The 21,786-nt window shown below is 68.3% G+C and carries 21 protein-coding genes and 1 pseudogene; 13 read left to right on the top strand and 9 right to left on the bottom strand.

Features of this window, described 5'->3' with window-relative positions:
- The first annotated feature begins 11 nt into the window (after positions 1-11).
- The 3 genes and pseudogenes from flgH to AC1DYP_RS03060 form a co-directional block, all read left to right on the top strand.
- On the top strand, positions 12-728 hold the full coding sequence (gene flgH, locus AC1DYP_RS03070; RefSeq protein WP_477045087.1) for a flagellar basal body L-ring protein FlgH: 717 nt from the start codon (positions 12-14) through the stop codon (positions 726-728).
- 118 nt (positions 729-846) lie between these two features.
- On the top strand, positions 847-1,356 hold the full coding sequence (locus tag AC1DYP_RS03065; RefSeq protein WP_477045086.1) for a hypothetical protein: 510 nt from the start codon (positions 847-849) through the stop codon (positions 1,354-1,356).
- Positions 1,357-1,362: 6 nt separating this feature from the next.
- A pseudogene (locus AC1DYP_RS03060) lies at positions 1,363-1,466 on the top strand (hypothetical protein); the annotation flags it as partial.
- Between the two features lie 13 nt (positions 1,467-1,479).
- Here AC1DYP_RS03060 and AC1DYP_RS03055 read toward each other — a convergent pair.
- Together AC1DYP_RS03055 and manD are read right to left on the bottom strand one after the other, a co-directional pair.
- Positions 1,480-3,369, bottom strand: coding sequence for a hypothetical protein (locus AC1DYP_RS03055; protein WP_477045085.1), 1,890 nt, complete (start codon positions 3,367-3,369; stop codon positions 1,480-1,482).
- 187 nt (positions 3,370-3,556) lie between these two features.
- A complete protein-coding gene (gene manD, locus AC1DYP_RS03050; protein ID WP_477045084.1) occupies positions 3,557-4,768 on the bottom strand; it encodes a D-mannonate dehydratase ManD in 1,212 nt (403 codons plus the stop codon).
- A 146-nt stretch (positions 4,769-4,914) separates the two neighbouring features.
- On the opposite strand from manD, the gene AC1DYP_RS03045 reads away from it, so the two are divergent.
- From AC1DYP_RS03045 to AC1DYP_RS03030, 4 genes are all read left to right on the top strand, one after another.
- Positions 4,915-5,676: a FadR/GntR family transcriptional regulator gene (locus AC1DYP_RS03045; RefSeq protein WP_477045083.1), complete on the top strand. Its 762-nt coding sequence runs from the start codon at positions 4,915-4,917 to the stop codon at positions 5,674-5,676.
- Between the two features lie 318 nt (positions 5,677-5,994).
- On the top strand, positions 5,995-7,155 hold the full coding sequence (locus AC1DYP_RS03040) for a glycoside hydrolase family 88/105 protein (RefSeq protein ID WP_477045082.1): 1,161 nt from the start codon (positions 5,995-5,997) through the stop codon (positions 7,153-7,155).
- 33 nt (positions 7,156-7,188) lie between these two features.
- On the top strand, positions 7,189-7,629 hold the full coding sequence (trxC, locus tag AC1DYP_RS03035; protein ID WP_477045081.1) for a thioredoxin TrxC: 441 nt from the start codon (positions 7,189-7,191) through the stop codon (positions 7,627-7,629).
- Between the two features lie 71 nt (positions 7,630-7,700).
- Positions 7,701-9,059: a PQQ-dependent sugar dehydrogenase gene (locus AC1DYP_RS03030; RefSeq protein ID WP_477045080.1), complete on the top strand. Its 1,359-nt coding sequence runs from the start codon at positions 7,701-7,703 to the stop codon at positions 9,057-9,059.
- On the opposite strand, the gene AC1DYP_RS03025 is transcribed toward AC1DYP_RS03030, so the two are convergent.
- Complete coding sequence (locus AC1DYP_RS03025) at positions 9,056-10,420, bottom strand: dicarboxylate/amino acid:cation symporter (RefSeq protein ID WP_477045079.1); 1,365 nt, start codon at positions 10,418-10,420, stop codon at positions 9,056-9,058. The two genes, AC1DYP_RS03030 and AC1DYP_RS03025, sit on opposite strands and share 4 nt — an antisense overlap.
- Positions 10,421-10,956: 536 nt before the next feature.
- Here AC1DYP_RS03025 and AC1DYP_RS03020 point away from each other — a divergent pair.
- Positions 10,957-11,214 (top strand): GlsB/YeaQ/YmgE family stress response membrane protein, encoded by a 258-nt coding sequence (locus AC1DYP_RS03020; RefSeq protein WP_028040338.1) that lies wholly within the window; start codon positions 10,957-10,959, stop codon positions 11,212-11,214.
- A gap of 86 nt (positions 11,215-11,300) precedes the next feature.
- Here the strand turns inward: AC1DYP_RS03020 and AC1DYP_RS03015 are convergent, their stop codons facing one another.
- From AC1DYP_RS03015 to AC1DYP_RS03005, 3 genes are all read right to left on the bottom strand, one after another.
- Complete coding sequence (locus AC1DYP_RS03015) at positions 11,301-11,813, bottom strand: CinA family protein (RefSeq protein ID WP_477045078.1); 513 nt, start codon at positions 11,811-11,813, stop codon at positions 11,301-11,303.
- 47 nt (positions 11,814-11,860) lie between these two features.
- Positions 11,861-12,412, bottom strand: coding sequence for a hemerythrin domain-containing protein (locus tag AC1DYP_RS03010; protein WP_477045077.1), 552 nt, complete (start codon positions 12,410-12,412; stop codon positions 11,861-11,863).
- Positions 12,413-12,634: 222 nt separating this feature from the next.
- Complete coding sequence (locus AC1DYP_RS03005) at positions 12,635-14,053, bottom strand: MFS transporter (protein WP_477045076.1); 1,419 nt, start codon at positions 14,051-14,053, stop codon at positions 12,635-12,637.
- Between the two features lie 185 nt (positions 14,054-14,238).
- On the opposite strand from AC1DYP_RS03005, the gene AC1DYP_RS03000 reads away from it, so the two are divergent.
- Entirely contained in the window at positions 14,239-14,418 is a 180-nt protein-coding gene (locus AC1DYP_RS03000; protein WP_477033685.1) for a hypothetical protein, read from the top strand.
- Here the strand turns inward: AC1DYP_RS03000 and AC1DYP_RS02995 are convergent.
- From AC1DYP_RS02995 to AC1DYP_RS02985, 3 genes are all read right to left on the bottom strand, one after another.
- Positions 14,415-15,770, bottom strand: a complete 1,356-nt coding sequence (locus tag AC1DYP_RS02995) for an FAD-dependent oxidoreductase (protein ID WP_477045075.1) — start codon at positions 15,768-15,770, stop codon at positions 14,415-14,417. The genes AC1DYP_RS03000 and AC1DYP_RS02995 overlap by 4 nt on opposite strands.
- A 118-nt stretch (positions 15,771-15,888) precedes the next feature.
- Entirely contained in the window at positions 15,889-18,072 is a 2,184-nt protein-coding gene (locus AC1DYP_RS02990; RefSeq protein ID WP_477045074.1) for a xanthine dehydrogenase family protein molybdopterin-binding subunit, read from the bottom strand.
- Between the two features lie 2 nt (positions 18,073-18,074).
- Complete coding sequence (locus AC1DYP_RS02985; RefSeq protein WP_477045073.1) at positions 18,075-18,539, bottom strand: (2Fe-2S)-binding protein; 465 nt, start codon at positions 18,537-18,539, stop codon at positions 18,075-18,077.
- Between the two features lie 209 nt (positions 18,540-18,748).
- Between AC1DYP_RS02985 and AC1DYP_RS02980 the strand changes: the two genes are divergently transcribed.
- The 4 genes from AC1DYP_RS02980 (at position 18,749) to AC1DYP_RS02965 (ending at position 21,778) form a co-directional block, all read left to right on the top strand.
- On the top strand, positions 18,749-19,393 hold the full coding sequence (locus AC1DYP_RS02980; protein WP_477045072.1) for a DUF47 domain-containing protein: 645 nt from the start codon (positions 18,749-18,751) through the stop codon (positions 19,391-19,393).
- Positions 19,393-20,394: an inorganic phosphate transporter gene (locus AC1DYP_RS02975; RefSeq protein WP_477033690.1), complete on the top strand. Its 1,002-nt coding sequence runs from the start codon at positions 19,393-19,395 to the stop codon at positions 20,392-20,394. The genes AC1DYP_RS02980 and AC1DYP_RS02975 overlap by 1 nt, the downstream gene beginning before the upstream one ends.
- On the top strand, positions 20,391-20,963 hold the full coding sequence (locus AC1DYP_RS02970; protein WP_477045071.1) for an NUDIX hydrolase: 573 nt from the start codon (positions 20,391-20,393) through the stop codon (positions 20,961-20,963). Before AC1DYP_RS02975 ends, AC1DYP_RS02970 begins: the two co-directional genes overlap by 4 nt.
- An 86-nt stretch (positions 20,964-21,049) precedes the next feature.
- On the top strand, positions 21,050-21,778 hold the full coding sequence (locus AC1DYP_RS02965; protein WP_477045070.1) for an endonuclease III domain-containing protein: 729 nt from the start codon (positions 21,050-21,052) through the stop codon (positions 21,776-21,778).
- The last annotated feature ends 8 nt before the right edge of the window (positions 21,779-21,786 follow it).

Raw genomic sequence — 21,786 nt, 5'->3', positions numbered from 1 at the left:
GGTCACACACGATGCGCCCCGCCCTCGCCGCTCTCCTGCTGCTCGCCCCGCTCGCCGCCTGCTCGACCGTCACCGAAGCGGTGAAGGGTCCGGAACTGGCTCCCGTCGGCTATCCGGCCCAGCTGGCCCCGATGACCCAGCAATACGCCGCCCAGCCCCAGGCCGCCTCGGCCAACTCGCTGTGGCGCACGGGCGCGCGCACCTTCTTCAACGACCAGCGCGCCAGCAAGGTCGGCGACATCGTGACCGTCAACATCGACATCGACGACAGCGCCAACACCAAGAACCAGACCTCGTCCTCGCGCACCTCCGGCAGCTCGCTGGGCGTGCCGAACTTCCTGGGCCTGGAGTCGAGCCTGGGCAAGGTCCTGCCGGGCGCCTTCGACCCGGCCAACATGGTCAACACCAAGTCGACCAACTCCAACGCCGGCGCCGGCGCGGTGAACCGTTCGGAAAAGATCAGCCTGACCATCGCCGCCGTCGTCTCGGGCGTGCTGCCCAACGGCAACCTGGTGATCCAGGGCACCCAGGAGGTGCGCACCAACGCCGAGCTGCGTCAGCTGACCGTGGCCGGCATCGTGCGCCCCGAGGACATCTCCTCGGCCAACACCATCAAACACACCCAGATCGCCGAAGCCCGCATCAGCTACGGCGGCCGCGGCGACATCAGCCGCGTCCAGAAGACCCCGGGCGGCCAGGCGCTGGTCGAGAAATTCTCGCCGTTCTAAGGACTTGGTTCTGGACCGACTTGGGCGGGCTCCTTGATCGGGCGAGCGTGCGGGGCCAGATTACCCTGCGTAACAACGCTCGCCCGGACTCGTCGGGCCTGATTCCGGAGCCGACCTCATGAACAAGCGCATTCGCGCCCTTTCCGCTTTGGTCGGCGCCGCCCTGTTGACGACCGCCCTGCCTGCCGCCGCCAGCGCTCAGCCCTTCAGCGGCCCGATGGGCGTGACCGGGCGCTGGGCGATCGACCTGCCGCGCTCGAAGTTCAACACCGCCCTGACCGGCCCCGCGCCGCTCAGCGGCGAACTGGACGTCACCGTCGACGACGGCAAGAACCTGGCCTGGACCCTGGTGGAGGTGGACGAGGCCGGCGTCGCCGCCCTGCAGTTCGCCCATGCCGTGCTCGACGGTCCGACCACCCAGGCCGTGGTCAATCTGAACCTGGTGACCATCAGCGTGCAGCGCGTCGGCCAGGCCGCCGTGACCGTGACCACCCACGGCGCTCAGGGCTCGCGCCATCAGTCGATGAAGGTCACCCGCACCGATCCCGACACCCTGCTGGTCGAGCAGGACATCGACGGCAAGGACGGCCCGCCGGACCAGACGCTGATTTTGGTTCGGGTGAAGTAAGGCTCTGCGTCCTTTGAGGCTCGGCTTCGCCTCGCACCTCAGGATGAGGGATTCAGTGCAACAATGCTCCTCATCCTGAGGCGCCTGCGAAGCAGGCCTCGAAGGACGCACGGGGTTTTCGCTCTAGCGGTAGCTCAAGCTCCAGCTCACCGTCAGCGGTCCCGACAGCGCCCGCGCTCCGCCCGCGCATTCGGTCAGGCTCTGGAACGCGCCGGTCGGCGTGCGGTAGGCCTTTTCGTCCGCCAGCGAACGCGAGCGGCAGCTCAGCCCCGTCACCTTGAAGCTCCGGACGTCGCCCTGGCCGTAGGTCGTGGCGCCGCCCTTGGTGCTGGGCGCGGCCGAAAACGCGGCGAAGGACAGGTCCACGGCCTTGATCCGCTGGCCGCCCTTGGGCGTGAACACGTCCGTGCGGCTGATTTTGCCGGGCTCCAGGACGTAGGTGGTCTTGACGCTGAACCGGTCGTCGGCGATCGGCGCGCTGGTTCCGAGCTTGTCCAGCTGGGTCTGTTCATAGGTGACGACGGTGCGCGCGCCCTGCTCGGTCACCTTGACGTTCCGGGCGTAGGCCAGCGGGGTCAGGCGCGAGCCGTCGGCCAGGGTCAGGCGCGGCAGCAGCTGCGGGAACTCGCCGTCGGCCACGCCGGCCAGCATGCCGGGCGAGAACGGGATCGGGTAGTAGGGCGTGTTCTCGTGCTGGCTCTTGCCGCCGTTGATGATCGGCAGGCCGATGACGCGGCCTCTATCGCGCAGCGTCACCACCAGCCGGTCGTGTTCGCCGCGCGCGAACCAGGTGACCCGGCGCTTGGGCAGGGTGTCGAGCCAGGCGGCATAGCCGGCGTCCGGCGTCTTGTCCTTGAAGCCCAGCTCGTTCCAGATCGCGCTGGTGTAGATGTGCTGGCGCGCCAGGCTGAGGTTCTCGCCCAGGATCCGATGCTTGCCGCGATACTCGTCGGTGCGCCGGCCGTGCTCCCACAGGTTCACCGAACCCATCTTGGGGTCGAACCAGAAGTCCATGTAGCGCGCGGTGACGCGTGACGAGAAGGCGTAGGCCATCGTCTTTTCCCGGGGCGTCAGCACGTCCAGCTTGGCCGCCGCGGTCAGCACCTCCAGGAACGCCGTCTCGCCGTACGTGCCGATGCTTCGGCCGTATTCGAAGCCCTCGCCCTGCATGTTCAGGCGCGGCAGCATCAGGTCGACCGACTTGCGCAGCCAGCCCTTGACCTCTGGCGTCGCCGGCATGCCGGCCTCGATCAGGCGATGGCTGATCTCGCCGATCAGCAGCACGCTGTAGCGGTCGAACCGCCCTTCCCCGTCGGTCTCGTCGGCGAAGCCGTATTCGCCCGAATATTTGCGATAGTGGTCCAGCGTGCGTTCCAGCAGGGCCTCGCTGGCCGACGCGTCCTCCCAGCCCAGCTGGTAGCGCAGCCGAGCGACGCTGAAGGCCACGCCGTAGTAGTTGTTGGGCAGGTCGATCAGGGTCAGGTCGTCCGTGCGGACGAACTTGCGCCAGTCCAGCTTGGCTTTCAGCTTGGCCAGGGTTTCCGGCGACACCGCCTGCTCCAGCAGGCCGGCCTCCTGCAGCATGTGAAGGGCCTGGATGTAGTAATAGATGCCCCAGGTGTTGTTGGTGTCGTCCACCGTCATGTCGGCGATCTGGCGATAGCCGGCCAGGTAGGTCGCGAACTTCGGATCGTCGCGCGGCGTGTCGATCAGCAGATAGGCCAGGCCGATCGCCACCTTGCCGGGCAGGAACTTGTCGTCGGCGTCGAACACCCGGACGCCGTCCAGCGTCATGTCGCGCTTCTCGACCATCAGCTTGTCGAGCAGCACCGCCATCTGCGGCAGCAGGCGCGTCTCGACCGTGCGGTTCATCGGCGCGACCGTCGCATAGGCCTGGCCGCGCCCGCCCGGATCGGCGGCCGTGGCGGAGGGCGTGGCGGCCAGGGCCGGCGACGCGACCGCGCCCAGGGCGGCGGTCAGCAACAGGCGCTTGCGGATGGACTTGAACGACATGGTTTCCCCGCCCTCGTCAGCCCTTGGCGGAGACGATTTCTTATGTGGCCTGGCCATCTGCTACCGGTGTCACCGGTATTGTCAAGCCAATTGGCTCGCATAAGGAGCTTAGGTCAGACCAATTATCAAGGAATTGGAAACCTAGAAATCCGGCCTCCGCGCCGCCGCGAGACGGCGCGGAAAGGCTTCACCAGTTGTACATGGTCCCGTCCTCCAGCCGGTTCACCGGCAGGTAGGCGCGCTTGTACGGATATTGCTCGGCCAGGGTCTCGTCGATGTCGACGCCCAGGCCCGGCTGCTCGCCCGGATGCAGCATGCCGTCCTTGAAGCTGTAGGCGTGCGGGAACACCGCGTCGGTCTCGGGCGTGTGGCGCATGTATTCCTGCAGCCCGAAGTTCGGGATCGACATGTCGAAGTGCAGGGCCGCGGCCATGGTCACCGGCGACAGGTCGGTGGCGCCGTGACAGCCGGTGCGCACGTGGTGCAGGTCGCAGAAGGCGGCGATCTTGCGCAGGTTGGTGATGCCGCCGGCGTGCAGGACCGTGGCCCGCAGATAGTCGATCAGCTGTTCCTGGATCAGGATGTTGGCGTCCCAGACGTGGCTGAAGATCTCGCCCACGGCCAGCGGGGTGGTGGTGTGCTGGCGGATCAGGCGGAAGCCGGCCTGGTTCTCGGCGGGCACCGCGTCCTCCAGCCAGAACAGGCGATAGGGCTCCAGATCCTTGCCCAGTCGGCCCGCCTCGATCGGCGTCAGGCGGTGATGGACGTCGTGCAGCAGGTGGACGTCGTCGCCCAGCGCCTCGCGCGCGGCCTCGAACAGCTTGGGGGCGTGCTTGAGGTACCGGGCCGTCGACCAGACGTTCTCGGTGGGCAGGTTCCCGTCGGCCGGCTCGTAGAACATCTTGTCGCCCGACACGCCGTAGGTGCTGGCCAGGCCGGGCACGCCGGTCTGCAGGCGGATGGCCTTGTAGCCCAGGCCCTTGTACTTCACCGCCTCGGCGATGGTGTCCTCGATGGTCTCGCCGTTGGCGTGGCCATAGACGGTGACGCCCTCGCGGCAGGCGCCGCCCAGCAGCTGGTACAGCGGCAGGCCGGCCACCTTGGCCTTGATGTCCCACAGCGCCATGTCCACCGCCGCCAGGGCGGTCATGCCCACCGGGCCGCCGCGCCAGTACGAGCCGCGATAGAAGAACTGCCAGATGTCCTCGATGCGATGGGCGTCGCGGCCGATCAGGCAGGGGATCATGTGGTCGCGAAGATAGCTGACCACCGCCAGCTCGCGCCCGTTCAGCGTCGCGTCGCCGACGCCGGCGACGCCGTCCGAGGTGGTGATCTTCAAGGTGACGAAGTTGCGTCCCGGGCAGGTGACGATAACCTTGGCGTCGATAATCTTGAGCATGGAGTGTTGGTCTACCTGGGTCGCTTAAGTGGCCTGACCAATCCATAGACAACATATTACAATTGCGCCAGAGCGACGTGGCGTCTTTCGCGACCATGCTCTAGGCTGCCGTCGGCCCGGCGATGCGCGCTGGGCGGGAAAGTCGCATGACCACGTCGACCGCAGAAACTCGTAAGCTTTACCAGCAGGTCGCCAACGCGATCGCCGAATCGATCCGCGAAGGCGCCTACCAGCCCGGGCATCGCCTGCCCTCGGAGCGGGACCTCGCCGAGGAATACAAAGTCAGCCGCCCCACGGTGCGCGAGGCGATGATCGCCTTGGAGATCCGCGGGCTGGTCGAGGCCCGCCACGGTTCGGGCGTCTATGTCACCGAGGCCCCCGCCCCCGAGGTTCCCGCTCCCGAGTTGGACATCGGCGCCTTCGAGCTGACCGAGGCCCGCCGCCTGATCGAGGGCGAGTCCTGCGCCCTAGCCGCCACCACCATCACCGACCAGGAACTGATCGACCTGGAAAAGATCCTCGACGACATGGTCGCGGAGAACGAACACGACGTGCGCGGCGACCTGGCCGACCGTCGGTTCCACGTCACCATCGCTCGCGCCACCCGCAACGCCGCCCTGGTCTCGGTGATCGAGAACCTGTGGGACCTGCGCTACAAGTCGCCGCTGTGCCGGGCGATGCTGGAACGCGGTCGCCAGGTGGGCGTGCGCCCGCTGATCGACGACCACCAGGAAATCCTCAGCGCCCTGAAGGCCCGCGACCCCAAGGAAGCCCGCAACGCCATGCGCGAGCACCTGGGCCGGGTGATCGACAACCTGCTGACCGCCACCGAGATCGACGCCATGCAGCAGGCCCGCAGCGAAGTCGCCGCCCGCCGCAACGAGTTGGCCCGCCGCTCGCTGATCTAGCGATTCAAGAGCTGTAGGATGGGCGGCTGGAGGGAAGGCTCCAGCCGCCCGTCGCCGGCCGGCCCCGGGAGGAGGATGCGATGAAGGACAAGTTCATCGCGTAGGCCGACGAGGTTCGTCGAAGCCAGAATAGCTCAGCCGTGGCCCGATGCAAGACAATTGGCCTGACCATTAATCGTACAAGAACGTTATTTGGCCAGACCGATCTGGCCGGCTCGGCGGAAACCCCCTCTATTGACTTGACCAGCGGCCAAACCGACTTAGCACTGGCCGGCGACGTGGCGGCATAGGTCACGCGCTTCGGGGAAGAACAACGTCATGCGCGCCAGCCTGATCATCGCCCTGTCCGCCCTGTCGTTGTCCGCCCTGGCACTGACCTCCGGCGTCGCCACGGCCGCCCCCGCCCAGCCCAAGCCCGCGGCGGCGCGGACGGCGATGGCCACCCAGGCCGCGACGCTGGGCCGCGAGGTGGCCGCCTGGCAACTGAGCCACATGGACAATTTCGACTACACCCACGGCCACCGGGCCACGCCCGATCCGCGCGGCTGGGTGCAGGGCGCGCTGTTCGTCGGCCTGGCGGCCTTCGCCGAGCGCACCGGCGATCCCGCCTTGGTCCAGGCCGTCCGCGACCACGGCGTCCAGCAAGGCTGGGGCCTTGGCCGGCGGCCGCTGCACGCCGACGACCACGTGATCGGCCAGGCCTGGCTGTGGGCCTATGGCCGCGACCACGACAAGGCCCAGATCGCCCCGCTGCAGGCGCGCTTCGACGCCATCCTGGCCGCCCCGCCCAAGGCCGACCTGACCTTCATCGACGGCACAGAGGACCAGCCCTGCCAGGCCCGCTGGTGCTGGAGCGACGCCCTGTTCATGGCCCCCGCCGCCTGGACCGGCCTGTCCCAGGCCACCGGCGACCCCCGCTACGCCGCCTACGGCGACCAGGAGTTCTGGGCCGCCACCGACTGGCTGCTCGACAAGCAGGAAGGCCTCTACTACCGCGACAGCCGCTATTTCGACCGCCGCGACGACAAGGGCCGCAAGATCTTCTGGAGCCGCGGCAACGGCTGGGCCTATGCCGGGATCGTCGACGTCCTGAAGACCCTGCCCGCCGACCATCCCTCGCGACCGCGCTACGAGGCGCTGTTCCGGCGGATGTCGGACCGGCTGGTGACCCTGCAGAAGCCCGACGGCTACTGGCCCCCTTCCCTGCTGGCGCCCGAGAACACCCCGCCCGAGACCAGCGGCACCGGCTTCTTCGTCTACGGCCTGGCCTATGGCCTGAACCACGGGCTGCTGAAGGGGCCGAAGTACGAGACCGCCATGACCAAGGGCTGGAACGCCCTGGCCGTCGCCGTCCAGCCCGACGGCAAGCTGGGCTGGGTGCAGCAGATCGGCTACGCCCCCGACCATGTCGAGGCGGACAACACCCAGCTGTACGGGGTCGGCGCCTTCCTTCTCGCGGCGTCGGAAGTCGGCCGATAGAACCGAAGCGCCCGCCGCGTCGTTCAGGACACCATGGCCGAGACCGTCAACATCGTCTGCCCGCACTGCGACGCCACCAACCGCCTGCCGGCCGAGCGCGACGCCAAGGCGGCCAAGTGCGGCCGCTGCGGGCAGCCGTTGTTCACTGGCCAGCCCGTCGACCTGACCACCGCTCGGTTCCGCAAGCACGTGGCCAACAGCCAGATCCCGATCGTCGCCGACTTCTGGGCGGCCTGGTGCGGCCCCTGCAAGGCCATCGCCCCGATCTTCGCCCGCTCGACCACCGAACTGGAGCCGCGCGCCCGGTTCGTGAAGGTCGACGTCGACGCCGAACCCGCCCTGGCCCAGACCTATGGCGTGCGCGGCATCCCGGCCTTGTTCCTGTTCAAGGACGGCAAGGTCGCCGCGAACCAGGCCGGCCTGCCCGATCCCGGCTTTTTCCGCCGCTGGCTGGACGAGCACGCTCCGGCCTAGGATGGTCAAGCTGGACCCCCGGGCGGCATTTCGCGTTTAGCCTGAAGGCGATCGAGGTAGGGAGGCCGACGATGCCCAAAGCTCACCATGCCCTGTTGGCCCTGGGGCCCGCCGCCCTGCTGCTGTCGGCCTGCGGCGCCGGACCGGCCTTGCCGCCCGAGCAAGGCTACGGCCCCAACCCCGTCCTGCCCGCCGCCAAGAAGCAGACGATCCCGGTGATGAAGATCGCCCCGGCGGTTCGCTGGGCCGACGGCCAGACCCCGGACGCCGCGCCCGGCTTCGTCGCCACCGCCCTGGTCCGCGACCTCGACCATCCGCGCTGGCTGTACGTGCTGCCCAACGGCGACGTGCTGATCGCCGAGACCAACGCCCCGCCCAAGCCGGACGACAGCAAGGGGATCAAGGGCTGGTTCGAGAAGCAGATCATGGGCCGGGCCGGCGCCACCGTGCCCTCGGCCAACCGCATCACCCTGGTGCGCGACGCCGACAATGACGGGACGCTGGAGGTCCGCACCACCTTCCTGTCGGGCCTGAACTCGCCGTTCGGCATGGCCCTGGTGGGCGACACCTTCTATGTCGCCGACAGCGACGCCCTCCTGGCCTTCCCCTACCAGGCCGGCCAGACCCGGATCACCGCCGCGCCCCGCAAGGTGGCCGACCTGCCCGCCGGGCCGATCAACCACCACTGGACCAAGAACGTCATCGCCAGCCCGGACGGCTCGAAGCTGTACGTGACCGTCGGCTCCAACAGCAATGTGGGCGAGAACGGCATGGCCGCCGAGGAGCGCCGCGCCGCGATCCTCCAGATCGATCCGGCCACCGGCGCCAGCCGCGTCTTCGCCTCGGGCCTGCGCAACCCCAACGGCATGGACTGGCAGCCCGCCAGCGGCGCCCTGTGGACCAGCGTCAACGAGCGCGACGAGATCGGCAACGACCTGGTCCCCGACTACATGACCTCGGTCAGGGACGGCGGCTTCTACGGCTGGCCCTACAGCTACTACGGCCAGACGGTGGACGCCCGGGTGAAGCCGCAACGGCCCGACCTGGTGGCCAAGGCGATCAAGCCGGACTACGCCCTGGGCGCCCATACCGCCTCGCTGGGCCTGACCTTCTACAAGGCCGACGCCTTCCCGGCCCGCTATCGAGGCGGCGCCTTCATCGGCCAGCACGGCTCGTGGAACCGCAAGCCGGTCAACGGCTATCGCGTGGCGTTCGTGCCGTTCTCGGGCGGCGCGCCGTCCGGCCCGGCCGAGCCGTTCCTGACCGGCTTCCTCGATCCCAAGGGCCAGGCCCTGGGCCGTCCGGTCGGGGTGGCGGTCGACAAGTTCGGCGCCCTGCTGGTGGCCGACGACGTCGGCAACGCCGTGTGGCGCGTGGCGGCCAATGCGCCGGCGCCCGTTCCGAAGGCCGCGCCCGCGCCCGCGCCTTAGGCCGGCAAGGCCTCGTCCGTCCCCACTTCGCGCGGCGGGGCGTTGAAGACCGCCTCGTCCAATATGCCTTCGCGCTTGGCGACGATGGTCGGCACCAGGGCCTGGCCGGCGACGTTCACCGCCGTGCGGCCCATGTCGAGGATAGGGTCGATGGCCAGCAGCAGGCCCACGCCTTCCAGCGGCAGGCCCAGGGTCGACAGGGTCAGGGTCAGCATGACCACCGCCCCGGTCAGTCCCGCCGTCGCCGCCGAGCCCAGCACCGAGACGAAGACGATCAGGCCGTAGTCGGTCAGTTGCAGCGGCAGGTGATAGAATTGGGCGATGAAGATCGCCGCCACGGCCGGATAGATCGCCGCGCAGCCGTCCATCTTGGTGGTCGCGCCCAGCGGCACGGCGAAGGCGGCGTAGGCGCGCGGCACGCCCAGGCGGGTCTCGGTCAGGGCCTCGGTCACCGGCAAGGTCCCGATCGACGAGCGCGAGACGAAGCCCAGCTGGATGGCCGGCCAGGCGCCGGCGAAGAACCGCAGCGGGTTCAGGCCGTTCAGCGCCAGGATGGCCGGATAGACCACGAACAGCACCAGGCCGAGACCGATATAGATCGCGCCCGCGAAGGCGCCCAGCTGGCCCAGGGTGGTCCAGCCGTACTGGGCCACGGCGTTGCCCAGCAGGCCGATGGTGCCGATCGGCGTCAGGCGGATCACCCACCACAGCACCTTGCGCACCACGGCCAGGGCCGAGGCGTTGAAGGCCAGGAAGCCCTCGCCGGCCGGCCCGACCTTGATCGCCGCCACGCCGGCCACCAGGGCCAGGACCAGGATCTGCAGCACGTTGAACGAGGTGGTGGTCGTGGCCGCCCCCTCGACGATCTTGGTCGAGGCCTGCAGGCCCAGGATGTTGGACGGCACCAGGCCGGTCAGGAAGTCGAGCCACGAGCCGGTCGTGCGCGGGGCGTGGGCGGCGGCCAGGTCGACCACGGCGTGCTCGCCCGGGCGAAGCAGCAGACCCAGGGCGATGCCGATGGCCACGGCGATCAGGGCGGTGATCGCGAACCACAGCAGGGTGCGCCAGACCAGCCGGGCGGCGTTCTGCAGCTCGCGCAGATTGGCGATGCTGGCGACGATGGCGGTGAACACCAGCGGCGGCACCAGGACCCGCAGCAGCTGGACGAAGATCGCCCCGACCTGATGCAGGGTCTCGGCCAGGCCGTAGCCGGGCTGTCCCTCGGCCGGCCCCAGCGACCGGGCCAGCAGGCCCAGCCCCAGGCCCACGATCATGGCGACCAGCACCTGGACGCCGAAGCTTCCGATGAACCGGCCCTTGGGCTTGGCGGCCGAAGACGGAGAAGTCTGGGTCTGAGCCATCTGATCCTCTCGAAGACCCGGTCCGGGCCCTCCAGCATAACGGTGACAAGGCCAGCGAGGATCACGCCGCGCGGGCCTTCTTGCCCGTGCTTCTGACGCCTTCGGGTGGAAACGCCCAACCAGAATTCATCGACGCCGCCTCAATGCATCTGGATCGAGCCGATCGCGCAAGACGGCGCCCGGCGTCGGCGTGTCACATGGTCAACGATGAGGCGCTCGCTCTAAAAAGAGGGCAGTCGCAGCTTCCAGTACCCCAGGGATTCCCATGAGCCTGACCTTCCTCATCGGCGCCATCATCGGCTCCGGCGCCTTCATCCTGCTGGGTCGCGCGCCGGCGCAGAAGCTTGTCGAGGCCGTGCAGGCTCGCATCGGCAAGCCGCGCTGATCGCGATCGGAAGCAACGCGCGAACTGTCCAAAAGTCTTCGCGGCGCTTTCCCGCCTGAACACGCACGCGTGTCGGAACGAAAGTCTTGGCGACGCCTTTAATTCGCATCGGCGCGCGGTTCGCACGCCTTTTGATGCCAAGGAGGCGTACATGTCTATTCTTGCGTGGATCGTGCTCGGCCTCGTGGCCGGCTTCATCGCCAGCAAACTTGTCAGCCGTACGGGCGGCAGCCTGGTGGTGGACCTGGTGCTCGGGATCGTCGGCGCCGTGGTGGGCGGGTTCCTGTTCAATCAATTCGGTTCCGCCGGCGTCACCGGCCTGAATCTCTACAGCCTGCTGGTCGCCGTGATCGGCGCGGTCGTCGTCCTGGCGATCTACCACGCCTTCACCGGTCGCCGAGCGCTCTAGCGCTCAAGCCGACCGAAACAGAAATAGCGCCTTCGGCCCAGCCGGAGGCGCTTTTTCATGTCCGCTTTTCCTGGAAGGCCAAGGCGTCAGAGCGCCACGGCCTGCTGCAGCATCTTCAGCGCCACCCGCAGGCATTCGATCCGGAACGGGCCGCGACCGATGTCGCCCAGCCGGACCTGACGATGGTGGGTATAGCCGCCGCGCCGGGCGCAGGCGAAATGAACCAGGCCGCCGGGCCTCTCCGGATCGCCGACATCCTCGGCCCAGCCGGTGATCGACACCGCCACGTCGGCGTTCGACCGCTTGATCGCGCCGTCGGCCATGGCGATGGCCGTCGGCTGCGAAACCGCCCCGCCGTGCGCCAGGAACGACGACGGCACGTCCAGGAGCTCGATCTTGGCGGCGTCGGTGTAGACCACGAAGCCGCGATCGAAGGCGTGCGAGCATCCCGGCATGTCCGTGAGCAGGGACGCCAGCAGGCCGCCGGTGCAGCTCTCCGCCGTCGCCAGGGTCAGTTCGCGCGAACAGGCGGCCTCAAGGACCGCCCGCGTCAGTTCATCGATGTCCGACGGCAAGATCGGATCAAGCGCCTCGGCCATGGGCCCTCCGGAAGAGAGAGGAAGGCCCGGAGGCCTTCCTCACAACATCAGTTCGGCTGTTTGCCGCCCATTTCGGCCATCAGCTCGTCCTTGCGGGCCTTCATGCGTTCGCCCATGGCTTCAAGATCCTCGTCGCCCTTCTTGGCCTGGGCGAAGATGCCGCCGGGCTGCTCTTCTTCCTTGACGTGGTGCTTGATGTATTCGCCCAGCACCTTGACCTTGGCGTCGTAATATTCGTCGCTCGGCTTCATCGCCTCGATCTCGGCGATCAGCTTCTTGGCGCCGTCGTGCTCGACATAAGCCTCGTCCAGCATGTCGTCCTCGACCTCGCCGCGTTCCTCCGGATAGAAGATCTCCTCCTCGATCCGGGTATGGACCTTGAGGGCCAGGGCGATCTTGTTGAACAGTGCCAGCTTTTCGGCGTCGGCCTCCAGCTGTTCGTACTCGTCGAACCAGCCTTCGACCTCGCGGTGATCCTTCTTGAGCAGCGTGATCGCCAGCGGGTCGCGACGGCCGGTGCGGCGGGTGCGGCGGGGCTTGGCGGTCTTGGCCTTGGCGGAGGTGGCCTTGGTCGATGAGCTCTTGGCGGCGGTCGCCATGGTGTCTCTCCCTGAATGCTTGGTCGCCGAAGTCGGCGGATCACAAACACTTCAATTCAGGGGTCGTTCCCAATCCGGGATCTGCACCGACAAGTATTACAAAGCGTGTCGACTTCTCGACAAACAGTATTCGCGAATCCCTCGCAGCAAGGCGACCTCGCGACATGAAAAAGCCCGGGCGCGAAACGCCCGGGCTTTCCCGTCTCGGCTTGGAGGCGAGGCCTAGTGGCCGCCGGCCACCGCGTCTTCCTGGATCTGGTGGACCTTCGCGCCCCTGGCCGCGAACGCGAACCACAGGACGTAGAGGTAGCAGACCAGCGGCACGATGAAGGCCAGCGAGCGGGCCCCGATCGGGAAGTTGTGGATGAACTGGTCGACCGTGAAGCCGTACAGGATCGAGATGAACCCGCCGCCGCAGATGGCCATGCACATCAGGCCCGAGGTCGCCGAGGCCGGGGCCGACGAGCGTTCCAGGGTGATCGTGAAGATAGTCGGGAACATGATCGAGTTGAACAGGCCGATCAGGATCGCCGCGACGCCCGGGATGAAGCCCATGGTCAGCGGCGCGACATAGTCGCCCGGCAGGTGGACGCTGCCGGCCAGCGGCGTGGCGGGCATGTGGTAGGTGGCGATGACCAGGGTGCAGAGACCCGCGGCGCAGGCTCCCACGAAGGCGAGCATCGTCGTGGCCTTGACGTAGCGCAGCAGCACCGAGCCGCCGAACCGGCCGAACATCGCGAACAGCATGAAGATCGGGCCGACATAGCCGGCAACCTGCGAGGGCAGGTTCATGATCTGCTTCTGCTCGAGGAAGAAGATCATGCCCGAGATCACGCAGACCTCGGCGCCCACATAGAGGAAGATCCCCAGCGAGCCGAGATTGGCCCACTTGGACTGCAAGGCCTTGAACGGCGACTCGGCGTGCTCGGCCATCTTCGGAGCGTGGTGGGTGATGGTGTTGCGCACCATGAACACCGCCAGGGTGAACACCGCCAGGACCACCGCGATCAGCAGGTAGACGTTGGTCACGAAGCCCAGGCCCATGACCTTCATGCTCTCGGTGACCACCACGTCCTTTTCGAACAGCGGGCCTTGCAGCAGGAACTTCGCGCCGAAGATGCCGCCGACATAGGCGCCCATCGAGTTGAAGGCCTGGGACAGGTTCAGGCGGAAGTGCGAGTTCTTGGCCTCGCCCATCGAGGCGATCAGCGGGTTGGCCGCCACCTGCAGCAGGGTGATGCCCGAAGCGGCCACGAACAGGCCCAGCAGCACGGTGATGAAGTTGTGCGAGAAGGTCGTCGACCAGGCGATCAGGCAGCCGGCGACGATGCCGGTCAGGCCCAGTACGATCGACTTGGCGTAGCCGTTCTTGGCCAGATAGGCCGCCGAGGGGATCGACATGATCCCGTAGGCGATGAAGAACGCGAACTGGTTCAGCTGCGTCTCGAAGTCCGTCAGCGTGTAGATGACCTTCATGCTCTTCACGAGCGGGTCGATCAGATTGGTGACGAACGCCCAGATGAAGAAGAGCGCCGTGACGTAGACGACGGCCAGGATCAGGCCGCCTCCTCCCGACTTGCCCTCTCCAGACTTGGGGGCCGCTCCGTTCGTCGGAGCCTGCGCCGCACCCATACCTGCCATGTTGTTTACTCCCCTGTCCGACGTTGCGGGACGCGACATCCACCCCAACGGTGACAACGTTGTCAAGCGTCGAGGGCGAAAACCGCCCGCTATGAGATCCCGTCGAGACACCTATGGGAACCGATCACCCGATTCGACGGTTAGTCGGAAAACTCCGACAAATCCCCGTCGATGGGAAGACCGTGATGTCGATGATCGCAATTCTGCTGATGTCGGGCCTGGTGACCGTGATCGCCGTGATCGGTCTGGCCGACGCGTTCACGCACCTGCTGTGCTGGTCCGCGCGCTCGCTCAGGGAGCCGGAAGCGATGCGCGCCGCCAGCCCCTCCGCCGACGCCGCGCGCCGGGAACGCTTCGTCGCTTAAGCCGCCTTGCGGCTCGGGCTGGGAGCCGTCGGAACGTCCCACACGTCGTGAGCGGCTTCGCCCGCCAGGATGTTCTGGGCGGTCAGCAAGCCGCTGAGCGTGGCGTGGTCGCGCTCGCCGTCGCGGTGCAGGCCGTTGCGGCCGGCCAGGTGCAGGCTGGGGAACTGCATCTTCAGGTCCAGGCGGATCATCGCCCGGTGCTCGGCGCAATCCTCGTCCTCGATCGGCAGCACCTTGCGCTGGCGCACGACGCGGGCGTCGCTGACGGCGGTCGGGTCCATCAGGCCCATGACCGCGGCCTCGCGCCAGGCCAGGGCCACAAGGTCGGCGTCGCTGGCCGACCACAGGCCGTCGCCCTCGAAGCAGAAATAGTCCAGGCCCAGGCAGCTGGCCGCCTCGCCTTCCGGCGCCATGGCCGGCGACCAGGCGCGGTAGTTCTGCACCCGGCCGACCTGCAGGTCGGTGTCGTGGACGTCGATCGCGGTCTCGCGCAGCGGCTTGCGGGTACGGCCCACCAGGGCGACGGTGATCTGGTCGCGGTACATCAGCTCGCCGGCGTGGAACAGGCTGATCGGCGTCGGACGCAACATGCTCATCAGCTCGCGCAGCGGCGCGGTCGAGACCACGTGGTCGGCGGTGCGGACTTCATGGGCGCCGTCCTCGCGCAGGACCGTCACGGTCCACAGCTTGGCGGCGTCGTCGAACTTCAGGGTCTCCACGCGGCGGCCCAGAGCGACTTCACCCCCGAGCGTCGCGATCCTGTCGGCGCAGGCCCGCCATACCGCGCCGGCGCCCTCGCGGGGATAGCGCAGGCTGGCCGTGGGCTTGGCGGCGTTGGCGCGGCCGGCGGGCATCTGGTCGCTGATCAGGCCCGACACCTTCTCGGCGAAGGGACGGAACAGCATGGTCGACAAGCGCTCGCCGACCCGGTTGCGGATCTCGTCGGCGAAGGTCCGGGGCGCCTTGATCGGGCGCATCTTGGCCAGGCCGAACGAAGCCAAACAGGACGCGGCGCCGCGCAGCCCGAGATGAGCCAGGGTCTCCAGGGTCTTCAGCGGATAGGCGTAGAAGCGCTCGCGGTGATAGATCCGCGCCGTGCGCGGCCGCTCGACGAAGCCGTCGGGCAGCAGTTCGGACCACAGCGCCAGCACGCTGGGCGAGGCCGAGGCGTAGGCCCCGCCGTTCAGGTCGATCTTGAAGCCGTTGTGGTCGATCGTGCGGCTCGAGCCACCGACCTGGCCGGGGTCCATCTCCAGCACGGCGACGTCGCGCCCCGCCTTGGCCAGGACATAGGCGGCGGTCAGGCCGGCGGGCCCGGCCCCGATCACCAAGGTTTCGACGTGCTGCCCCATGACGCGATGGTCCCCGTTCGAGGATCACCCTGGCGCAATAAGGTTAAGACCAGCCCGCCGGACGTGGTGAACCAGCCCCTAAACTTGAGCGTGGGACGCTATGCCGCGCCCGCCTCGCCTAGGCCAGTTGGTCGCCGATCGGCAGGCTCCGGATCCGCTTGCCGGTCGCCGCGAAGATCGCGTTGACCAGGGCGGCCGGGGCCGGCGGCAGGGCCGGTTCGCCCAGGCCGGTCGGCGGGTTGTCGCTGGTGACGAAGTGCACCTCGACATCCGGCGCGTCGGCCAGGCGCAGCATCGGGAAGTCGCCGAAATTGCTCTGGGTCACCGCGCCGTTCTCGATGGTGATCGCCTGGCCCAGGCTGCTGCCGATCCCGTCCAGGACCGAGCCCTGCACCTGCTGTTCGGCGCCGTTCGGATTGACGATCTGCCGGCCGACGTCGACCGCCGCCCAGGCCTTGCGGACCTCGACCTGGCCGTCTGCCACGGCGACCTCGACGACCACCGCAACATAGCCGCGGTGGCTGTAGTGGCAGGCGACGCCCAGGCCGACGCCCTTGGCGGTCTTGCGGCCCCAGCCGGACGCCTCGGCGGCCTTGTCGAGCACGGCGCGCATGCGGCCGGTGTGGAAGCTGTCGCCCTTGTCCGGCTCGCCGATCAGCCGGGGCTCGCCCAGCAGCTTGCGGCGGAACGCGACCGGATCGGCGCCGGCCGCGTGGGCGACCTCGTCGGTGAAGCCCTGCAGCACGAAGCCATAGGCGTTGTTGCCCGGGGCCCGCAGCCAGCCGGTCGGCACGCCTAGCGCCATGACCGAGACGTCCAGGGCGTAGCTCTCGACCGCGCCGAACGGGAACTGCGTGGCGTTCATGCCGGCGGCCCGGGCGAACTTCTGCCCCTCGCCGAAGGTCACGAAGTGGTTGCGCCAGGCCGTCAGCCCGCCCTGGGCGTCCAGCCCCGCCGTCAGCCGGTGGRAGCCGGCGGGACGGTAGAAGTCGTGCTGGATGTCGTCCTCGCGGGTCCACAGCAGCTTGACCGGCGCCCCGACCGTCTTGGAGATCCACGCCGCCTCGACCATGAAGTCGTTCATCAGCCGCCGGCCGAAGCCGCCGCCGCTGCGGGTGAAGTGGATGGTGATGTCCTCGGGCTTGATCCCCAGGGTCTTGGCCACCAGCTCGCGGCCGTCCTCGGGGTTCTGGGCCGGGGCCCAGATCTCGACCTTGCCGTCCTTGAAGCTGGCCGTGCAGTTCTGCGGCTCCAGCGTGGCGTGGGCGTTGAACGGATAGCTGTAGTCGGCCTTGACCACCTTCGCCGCGCCCTTCAGGGCGGTGTCGACGTCGCCGACCGTCTTGACGTTCCGGTGCGGCGGCTGGCCATGCAGTTCGGCGGCCTTGGCGATGAATCCGGCGCTGCTCTGGGCGCTGGTCGGGTGGTCGGCCCAGGTGACTTCCAGCGCGTTGCGGCCCTTGCGCGCCGCCCACCAGGTGTCGGCGACCACGACCACGCCGGCCAGCAGGCCTTCCAGCTCGGCCCCGCCGTCGACCACCAAGGCGTGGCGCACGCCCTTGACCGCCTTGGCCGGCGCCAGGTCGACCTTGGCCACCTTGGCGGCGAACACCGGGGCCTTGAGGAAGGTGGCGTACAGCATGCCCGGCACGCGCACGTCGATCCCGTACAGCGGCTTGCCCACGACGATGTCCGGGGTGTCCGACTGCGGCTGGGACTTGCCGATGATGCGGTAGGTCTTGGGGTCCTTCAGCGTCAGGGTCTTGGGGTCGGGCGCGGTCAGGCCGGCGGCGGCCTGGGCCAACTCGCCGTACGACGCGCGGCGCTTGCCGGCCTTGTCGACGACGAAGCCCGGTTCGGTGGCCAGGCCGGCGGCGGGGACGCTCCAGCGCTGGGCGGCGGCCTGGATCAGCAGGCCCCGGCCCACCGCGCCGACCTGGCGCATCGGCTCCCAGTCGTCGGGCGTGGAGGTGCTGCCGCCGGCCGACTGCTCGCCGAACACCTTGGCGTCGACCGGGGACTGCTCGATGCGGACGGCCGACCAGTCGACGTCCAGCTCCTCGGCGATCAGCATCGGCATCGAGGTCTTGATCCCCTGCCCGATCTCCGGCCGCTTGGCGGCGATGGTCACCACGCCGTCGGGGGCGATGCGGACGAAGGCGCTGAACGGGTTGGCGGCAGTCTCGTCCTGCGCCCGAACCAGGCCCGGCAGGCTGAACGACAGCAGCAGGCCGCCGCCGGCCGCGGCGCCGGTCTTCAGGAACAGACGGCGGGAAGGATTGTCGAGAACGGTCGCGGTCATGCTCACGCCTCCACCTGGCCCGAGGCGGTCTTGATGGCCTTGCGGATGCGGATGTAGGTGGCGCAGCGGCAGAGGTTGCCGTTCATCGCCGCGTCGATCTCGTCGTCGGTCGGCTTGGGCGCGGCGGCCAGCAGGGCCGTGGCCGACATGATCTGGCCGGCCTGGCAGTAACCGCACTGCGGCACGTCGACGGCCTTCCAGGCCTCCTGCACCTTGGCCCCGACCGAGCTAGCGCCGACGCCCTCGATGGTGGTCACCGATTTGGAGCCCACCCGGGCCAGGGAGGTGACGCACGAGCGCATGGCCACGCCGTCGATGTGCACGGTGCAGGCCCCGCACTGGGCCACGCCGCAGCCGTACTTGGTTCCCACCAGGCCCAGCACGTCGCGCAGCACCCACAGCAGGGGCGTATCGGGTTCGGCGTCCACGGTATGGACCTGGCCGTTGACCTTGAGGCTTGCCGACATCTCGCTGCTCCCGAACCGACGCCGCGCCAGAGTGCCAAAGGCTTGGGGCCGCGACCAGAGGGCGCGCGCCCACAAAAGCTGTCATAAAACCGTCACGTAGGACTTGAACGCGGCCGGCTTCCGTGGTTCCGCTCCGCCGCGCCGGGCGTTCTTCCGTACAAGGACGTCCGCGAAACTCTCCACGCTTCGAAATAGAGGATGAAGCGACCATGCTGGGCTTGTTCCGGGCTGTCATGCCCAAGGAAGACCGCTTCTTCGATCTGTTCGCGCAGCACGCCGCCACCCTGGTCGCCGGGGCCAAGGCCTTGCAGGACTTGATGGAAGGCGGCGATGGCGTCGAGGCCGCCAGCGCCCGCGTCTACCAGCACGAGGAAGAGGCCGACGAGATCACCCGCCAGGTGATGGGCGCGGTCCGCCGCAGCTTCATCACCCCGTTCGACCGCAGCGACATCCAGGACCTGACCACGTCGCTGGACGACGCCATCGACCAGATGCGCAAGACCGCCAAGGTCGTCAGCCTGTTCGAGGTCAAGACCTTCGAGCCGCAGATGCGCGAGATGGCCAAGATCATCGTCCAGGCCGCCGAACTGACGGTCCAGGCCGTGGCCCTGCTGCCCGACATGCGCAAGAACGCCCAGCGCCTGACCGAGCTGGCCGTCCGCGTGACCCAGATCGAGGAACAGGCCGACCAGATGTACGACCAGGGCCGCAAGGCGCTGTTCCTGGCCCACCGGGGCGGCGACCCGATGACCTTCATCGTCGGCGTCGACATCTACAGCCACCTGGAAAAGGTGGTCGACCGCTTCGAGGACGTCGCCAACCGCATCAGCGGCATCGTGGTCGAGCAGGTCTAGTGGACCCCACCTTCCTCATCCTGGTGGTTCTGATCATCGTCGCCCTGGGCTTCGACTTCCTGAACGGCCTGCACGACGCGGCCAATTCGATCGCCACCATCGTCTCGACGCGCGTGCTGTCGGCGAAATGGGCGGTGCTGTGGGCGGCGTTCTTCAACTTCATCGCCTTCGCGGTGTTCGGCACCAGCGTGGCCAAGATGGTCGGCTCCGGGATCATCGATCCGCACGTGATTACCGACCGGCTGATCTTCGGCGCCCTGATGGGCGCGATCAGCTGGAACCTGATCACCTGGTGGGCCGGCATCCCCTCGTCCAGCTCGCACGCCCTGATCGGCGGCCTGGTGGGGGCCTCGGTCGCCAAGGTCGGCGGCCTGGGCGCGGTGCAGTGGGCAGGCCTGGGCAAGACCGCCGCGGCGATCGTGGTCTCGCCGACCCTGGGCTTCCTGCTGGCCCTGCTGCTGGTGCTGATCGTCTCCTGGACCTTCCTGAAGAGCTCGCCGTTCTTCGCCGACCGGATCTTCCGCAAGGCCCAGTTCGTCTCGGCCGCCCTCTATTCGCTGGGCCACGGCGGCAACGACGCCCAGAAGACCATGGGCATCATCGCCGCCCTGCTGTTCGCGCACGGCATCAGCGACCAGCCGGGACACATCCCGTTCTGGGTGGTGATCTCGTGCCAGACCGCCATGGCGCTGGGCACGCTGTTCGGCGGCTGGCGGATCGTCCACACCATGGGCAGCAAGATCACCCGCCTGACGCCCATGCAGGGCTTCTGCGCTGAAACTGGCGGCGCCATCACATTGTTCTTCTTTACGCATCTGGGCGTTCCGGTCTCGACGACTCACACGATCACGGGCGCTATTGTCGGAGTCGGCGCTTCGCGCCGGGTTTCGGCCGTCCGTTGGGGCGTGGCCAAGAGCATCGTGACCGCCTGGATCGTCACCCTGCCCGCGGCCGGCCTGGTCGCGGCGGCGTTCTACTATCTCGGGTTCTGGATGAAGTGACGGATACGGCGGGCGGCAAGCAGGGGGGCAAGTCTGGACAGCGGCGACGTCAGGTCGCCGCCCTGCCCTGGCGCTCGGCCGCCGACTCCGCCGATCTCCAGATCCTGCTGGTCTCGTCCCGCGAAACGCGCCGCTGGGTGATCCCCAAGGGCTGGCAGATGAAGGGCAAGCTGGATCACCAGGCGGCCGCCCAGGAGGCCTACGAGGAAGCCGGGCTCGATGGGCGCATCGTCGAGCGCCCGATCGGCGACTATCCCTATCTGAAGCGCCTGAAGAGCGGCGCCGCGCGTCCCGTGACGGTCGACGTCTATCCGCTGGAAGTCACCGGCGAGCACGCCACCTGGCCGGAAAAGGGCCAGCGCACCCTGCAGTGGATGTCGCCGGTCGAGGCGGCGCTGGCGGTGCAGGAGCCGGAGCTGCGCGACCTGATCGCGCGTTTCGCCAAGGTAGAACTGCCCGCCGAGGAACGCCCGGCCCCCACCCAGGCCCCGACGCCGGTGCGCGTGGCCCTGACGCGCCTGCGGCGGCGGATCACCGTGATGTGGGGCCGCCGGCGCCGCTGGCTCTGACCCCAAGCCCGGGAACAAACTGGGGATAACTCGACAAGCCACTTCGCATTCACTATGTTCTCGTTACGTTCCGAACGAGAATCGCCATGCAGCTGTCCCTCGATCTGTCGACCTCGCCGCTCGAAGCCATGCGCGACGGGCTGCTCAAGACCTTCGGGCCGCAGCGGCCGACCAAGCGGCTGGATCCGGTGTCGCAACTGATCAAGTCATCGATCAGCGGCCGGACCAAGGACGCCGTCTCCTGGGCCGTCTACCACCGCCTGAAGGAGCGTTTCGCCGCCTGGGAGGATCTGGCCGAAGCGCCCGACGCCGAGGTCCAGGAACTGATCAAGGACGTCACCTTCCCCGAGGAGAAGGCCCGCCACCTGCCGCACGCCCTGCGGCTGATCCAGGTGCGCAGCGGCTGGAAGCTGTCGCTGGACCACCTGGCCGAGCTGGAGCTGGACAGCGCCCGTTGGTGGCTGCAGGGCCTGCCCGGCGTCGGGGTCAAGGTCGCCGCCTCGGTGCTGAACTTCAGCCCCCTGAACATGCGGGCCCTGGTGGTCGACACCCACGTCCACCGCGTCGCGGCCCGTCTGGGCCTGATCCCCGCCAGCTACGACACCGCGCACGCCTATCGCGCCCTGATGGACATGGTCCCCGACAGCTGGACGGCCGAGGATCTCTACGAGCTGCACTGGCTGATGAAGGGCCTGGGCCAGCTGCTGTGCTCGCACCACGCGCCGAGGTGCGGGGCGTGCGCGCTGAAGGGGACGTGTCCCCGGGTGGGCGTGGAGCGCAGCGCGGATATTTTGGCCTGGCGGCCGCGTAGCTGAACCCCTCT

Source organism: Caulobacter sp. P1_D6 (assembly GCF_056406095.1).
Note: the sequence above shows the minus strand (reverse complement) of the source record. Positions and strands in the feature narration are given on the sequence as shown.